The organism is Nevskia soli, assembly GCF_903970205.1.
Classification (GTDB): Bacteria; Acidobacteriota; Terriglobia; order Bryobacterales; family Bryobacteraceae; genus Bog-113.
Genome location: NZ_CAJCHS010000202.1, coordinates 1 through 4,758 on the forward strand (window position 1 = coordinate 1; position 4,758 = coordinate 4,758).

Here is a 4,758-nt window from a genome sequence, read left to right on the forward strand (position 1 = left end):
GCGCGGACGTGAACTGCGTTCCGCTCGCCCACGTGACCGCCGTGCCCGCGGTCGTGACCGTGCCGGTCCCGATGATCGGTCCCGCCTGCGCGAACTGCTGCCAGCTCCAGACTTCGATCTGATAGTTCTGGTCGGGGTACGGGTAGAAGAGCCACGTCGTGATCGGATCCGCGTAGTCCGGGTAGATCTCGAACGGGATCGATTCGACGCGCCGGTACTGGCGCGCGCCCCATTGCGCGGCGGTGCGGATCTTGACCTTGCGGTAGATCGGGCCGTTCGGGCCGGTCGCCGGCAGCAGCACGTTCACGCGCGTCAGGCGCACGGGGCGCACGACGGGAAACGTCGCGGTGGTCAGGCCGGTCGGGTCGATGCCGATGGAATAGGATTGTGTCCCTGCGGTGAGGGTATAGAGGTCGGCGCGCTCAGTAAAGATGTTGCCGCGGTTGATGTTGGTCGCGTCGATGAAGCGGTTGTAGGTCGCGAGCCCTTTCGTCGCGTCGTTCGTGAGCGCGCCGGTCACGGTGAGCAGGGGCTCGCCCGCGGCGAGCGCGCCCAGCTCCTGCATCGCATCCGTCACAATGTCAGCGACAGAAGTTGGCACGTTAGCGCTTTCGCTTCGGCTTCGCGGGCGTCGCCGCCTCGCGGTTCACGTCGTCGTTTGTCGCGTCATCTGTCGCGTCGTCGGGGAAGTCCGCGGGGGTCATGTACCAGCCGGAGGCCTCCGCGTCTTCGTGTTCAGTTTCGTCGAAGACGTGCTTCGGCGGGTGTTCGGGGTGGTACCGGGTGCTGGGATATACGCGGTCGGGCATGGGGTTTCCTTTGTGTTCGCGGAACGCGGGCGCGCCGCGGGCGTCGTTTGAGCAACGCCGCGGCGCGCCGCGGGTTAATACGAGGGGTAGAACTTCGCCGTGTTGAAGTCGTACGTGAACGTAATCGGCTTGCTCACGACCGAGGTCGAAGCGAGCGCGATGTTGTTCGCGGTTGTGGTGGTCCAGATCCCGTCCGGGATTACGGTGAACGCTCCGCCCGTGAAGCCGACGGGAATGTTGAACCCGGTAATGGCGGCGGTGCCGGTGACGTGGAAGAGTGGTCCCGATGGCGTAATCAGGCCCGCGGCGCTCGCCACGGCCGCCGTCGGCGCGAACGAGTCGCCGTAGGGGCTGTTCCAGCTTGGAACCCAGCTCAGGGTAACTGAACTGCAGAGAGACTCCGAGCCGGTCAGCGTGTTGACCCAGGGGGACACGTACACGTTCGCTGTCACGCACGATCCGCTCGGATCGTAGGCGTAAAACCAGTTGGGCGAACCGATAAGCACCGTGGAGCCGCTCGGGAAACCGGCGCGGATGCCGCTGCGACCGCGGATTACGGTCACGACAGAGCCAGTCAGGCTTTTGACCTGCATGGTTTCGCCGCGCGGATAGCCGGGCGCGATCACATAAAGCTGCGAGCCCTGCACGCCGATTCCCGCGACGGTGACGCCGGTTGTCGCGGTCAGGGTTACGGTGCTGTCGGTCGCGAGGATCGCCTGCGAGGTGGTGGTACTGGTCAAGACATTGACTTGCGCCGAGGCATCCGGCGCGAACGCGGGCGCGAGGCAAAGCGCGACCGCGGCAATAAGAGAGAGAATCGTTTTCATTGTTTTCCTTTTTTCAGTACTGGTTAGATGCGTTTGAACCTTGTAAACATTGGGCTTCGGCCACATTCTGGATAGGTGCTGAAGCCCTGGGTTATTTATGTTCTGAAGTGCCCGCGCTCATTGGCTGTTCGATACGTGGGTATCGCGCAAAGCGCGAAAAATCGCCTGGCTTGCCACGTCAGTGAGTCGCGAAAAAAACAGGACACACCAAAGCAGAAGTGGATCTTCTCCGTTCTCGAAACCGACCTTCAGCCGCTTCTCGAAGTGATCGAGCACGGCCTGGGTCCGGGTCGCAAAGAAGCGGAACAGCGCTGGATCGCCGACTATCGCGCCGCCGGGGCCGATCTCACGAACAGCACCAGCGGGGGCCAAGGTTCGGTAGACCGTGGGACGCCCGAGTGGCGCAGCGCCGTCGCGCGTAAAGCGAACGCGAACCGCACGCCGGAAGAGAAGCGCGCCGCGTCCGCACGAACCAACGCGGTTTACACGTCGGAGATGCGAAGCGCGGCGCTTCGAAAATGGCAGGCCGCGAAAACGCCGGAGGAGCGGAGCGCGATCCGCGTCAAAGCGAATACGAACCGCACTTCCGAATCGCGGGTAGCCGCCGCCGAAAAGCAGCGCGCCAGTTACCCGACCGAGAGACGCAGCGCGGCGATGTCGAAACGGACCGATGCGATGTCGGTGGAAGAACGAAGCGTCTGGGCCTCTCAAATGAACGCGCTCAAGACCACTGAACAGCGCCGCGAGGTAGCCATAAAAATTCACGCGAGCCGAACGGCGGAACAAAAATCAGCGACCGTTGAGAAATCCCGCGCGCCGCTTAGTGTTGCTGCCAAAAAATGGCAGGCTGCGAAGACGCCGGAAGAACGCCGCGCCGCCGCCCGAAAGGGTTGGGCGACGCGGATGCTGAAATTATCCCGCGATGGCACATGCTAATTCGGGGTAGAGAATCCCGAAACCGGTAAGCGAATCCAGTCTGGACCCCACGATTCTATTGACCCCGTCAAAAAATTGAACGAGGGACAAACTCAACCCGGTATCCGGGTCGGTCTGCATTGAAGAAATCGCGCCGGAACCAGCGGGCGGATTTTCCAGCGGAACGCTCACGAACGCGTAAGCGTTTTTGTGCATCAGAATCGCCTGCGGACTCACGGTGTTCGCCGCACCAAAAGTTGTAATCGCGGCGCCGTCCACGGGCGCGGCGGTCACGTTCTGGTACTGCCCGCTCGGCGTGATCGCGGGGCGCACCATCACGCCGCCGTTGCCCGATCCGTTCGAGCTGAACGCGGCGAGAACCACGAACTGCAGCAGGTCGCCGGTCGACTGCTTGGTCTGCGGGTGAACGCTGTACACGCCTGCGCATGTGAAGCGGTCGCCCACCACGAGGCGTGAAGCCGCAGTCGCGGTCCATCCGCGCGTCGAAAGCGTCATGGTGCCGTTGCTTCCGCCGTCCGCGGTCACGGTGCCGGTTACGTTGCCGGTTGCGTCGACCAGCGGAGTCCCGCCGTACGGGCCCGTTGTCTGCGAGTAGATGGTCTGATCGCGCTTCCAGGTGTAACCCAGAGTGCTGTCGACCACTTCGCCCTTGCGCATCATGGCGCCGATGGTTCCGGCTTCGTTATAGAGCGTCTTCTGACCGATGACGTACTGGCTCGAAAACTTCCGGTTGACGATGCAGGTCAGAGACTCTTCCGGGGGCAGTCCCAGCTCGACAATCTTGTCGCCGGCCGCGAGGTAGGTGTCTACCAGCGTCGGCGTGGTGCCGGGCGTGCCGACCGCGTTGTAGGTGTTCTGCGCGACGAACTGCGCGGCGTTCGCGTTGATGCGGTGCGCCATCGCGATCGCGGCGGGCTTGAAGTACTTCTCCTGCGCTTCGTCGATCGACAGCGTTTTTTCCACGCCGTCCCATTCGAAGTGGACGCCGGTCACATCGCCGACCGTGATGTTGGTCTTGATGTTCGTCAGGGGCTGCGGCTGGTAAAGCAGGCCGGTGGTTGCGGTGAAGATCTGGGGCTTGCGGACACTGACGGTGTCGCCGACCTTCTTGCCGATGAACTCTTTGTTGTATTCCTTCGTCATGTTCCGGCAGAAGCTCAGGTAGCCTCCGAGGTTCATGAGCACGCCTTTGCAGAACACGTTCGGCGTGAGGATGATGTTGTTTGCCATCTACGTTTGGGTTCCTTCGCGCGCCCTTTCGGCGCGCTGGTTTAGTCGTCCGCGCTGAGACGTCGCAGGAACTCGCGCTTGAATCCGCGCATGTCCAGCTTGTCGTCGTTGAGGTCGATGACGGCGGGGCTTCCGGCGCCGCCCACGTTGCGGGGCGGCTTCGGCAATTCCTTCGCCGGGGTTTTCTTGTCTGCAGGAGGGGCTTCGAGCGCGGCTTCGAATTTCGCGAGCGCGGCGATGGCGCGGATCGGCGTCATGGCGGCCATGCGCGCGATCTCGTCGGGCTGCTGCCCGAGCGCGTAATACAGCTTCGCGTTGTTGGTATCGAGCAGGTAATCCGCGAGCGCGCTGGTTCCCGGTGCTTTGGGCCATTCGATGGCTGCGGTTACCTCGTCGTAATCGGCGTGCGCTTTGCGGGCTTCCACTTCGGCCGCCGTGAAGTCTGCGGCGCGCTTTGCCTTATCGGCTTCGCGCTGGCGAGCTTCGCCGGCGACGCGCTGCGTTTCGAGCTCGGCGTTGATTTCCTGCCGCGCCTCGTAACGCGCGATCGCGCGGGAGTACTCGTCGTAAGTGGTGAAGTCTTCCTGCTTCGGGGCTGCGGCGGCTTTCGGCGCTGGCGGCGCTTTTTCTGTTGCAGGCGGCGGGGCCTGAATTTTCGCCAGTGCTTCGTCGCGCTGCCTCTCGGCTTCGCGCTGCGCTTTGACGGCTTTGTCGATGCGCTTCTGTACGTTCGGCGTTACGGCTTCGTCGTCGGCCTTCGCCTTGAACTTGCCGTCCGTTCCTCGCTCTGTGTCCTGCGTGGCCGGTTCCGATGCCGGTTCAGTTTTGGCGTCCTTTACGGGCGCCGCGGGTGTTTCTGGTTCCGTCTCCTCGCCCGCTTCGGCCGAAGCCGTCACGAGCGCGCGGAGCTGGTCTATGGATGGTTCTGTTACTACGTTTTCGGGCATGGGTTCCTA

General features: G+C 63.0%; 6 protein-coding genes. 1 reads left to right on the top strand and 5 read right to left on the bottom strand.

All coding sequences use genetic code 11. The features are described from left to right. The 3 genes from H1Y01_RS09110 to H1Y01_RS09120 all read right to left on the bottom strand — a co-directional run. The coding region (locus H1Y01_RS09110) for a hypothetical protein (RefSeq protein WP_180540128.1) at positions 1–601 on the bottom strand (601 nt) is incomplete at its 3' end. Between the two features lies 1 nt (position 602). Then, positions 603–809, bottom strand: a complete 207-nt coding sequence (locus H1Y01_RS09115; RefSeq protein WP_180540129.1) for a hypothetical protein — start codon at positions 807–809, stop codon at positions 603–605. Between the two features lie 74 nt (positions 810–883). Beyond that, a complete protein-coding gene (locus H1Y01_RS09120) occupies positions 884–1,636 on the bottom strand; it encodes a hypothetical protein (RefSeq protein ID WP_180540130.1) in 753 nt (250 codons plus the stop codon). Between the two features lie 75 nt (positions 1,637–1,711). Here H1Y01_RS09120 and H1Y01_RS09125 point away from each other — a divergent pair, with 75 nt between their 5' ends. Continuing rightward, the gene (locus H1Y01_RS09125; RefSeq protein WP_257644432.1) at positions 1,712–2,572 is read left to right on the top strand and encodes a GIY-YIG nuclease family protein; all 861 of its coding nucleotides are present in this window, start codon (positions 1,712–1,714) and stop codon (positions 2,570–2,572) included. Here H1Y01_RS09125 and H1Y01_RS09130 read toward each other — a convergent pair. Further along, entirely contained in the window at positions 2,549–3,802 is a 1,254-nt protein-coding gene (locus H1Y01_RS09130; protein WP_257644433.1) for a P22 phage major capsid protein family protein, read from the bottom strand. The genes H1Y01_RS09125 and H1Y01_RS09130 overlap by 24 nt on opposite strands. Before the next feature lie 41 nt (positions 3,803–3,843). After that, entirely contained in the window at positions 3,844–4,749 is a 906-nt protein-coding gene (locus H1Y01_RS09135; RefSeq protein WP_180540132.1) for a hypothetical protein, read from the bottom strand. Positions 4,750–4,758: the final 9 nt, after the last annotated feature.

Coding starts and splice junctions, on each gene's coding strand:
- H1Y01_RS09130 (WP_257644433.1), bottom strand. CDS start 3,802: ATGGCAAACAACATCATCCTCACGCCGAACGTGTTCTGCAAAGGCGTG.
- H1Y01_RS09115 (WP_180540129.1), bottom strand. CDS start 809: ATGCCCGACCGCGTATATCCCAGCACCCGGTACCACCCCGAACACCCG.
- H1Y01_RS09135 (WP_180540132.1), bottom strand. CDS start 4,749: ATGCCCGAAAACGTAGTAACAGAACCATCCATAGACCAGCTCCGCGCG.
- H1Y01_RS09120 (WP_180540130.1), bottom strand. CDS start 1,636: ATGAAAACGATTCTCTCTCTTATTGCCGCGGTCGCGCTTTGCCTCGCG.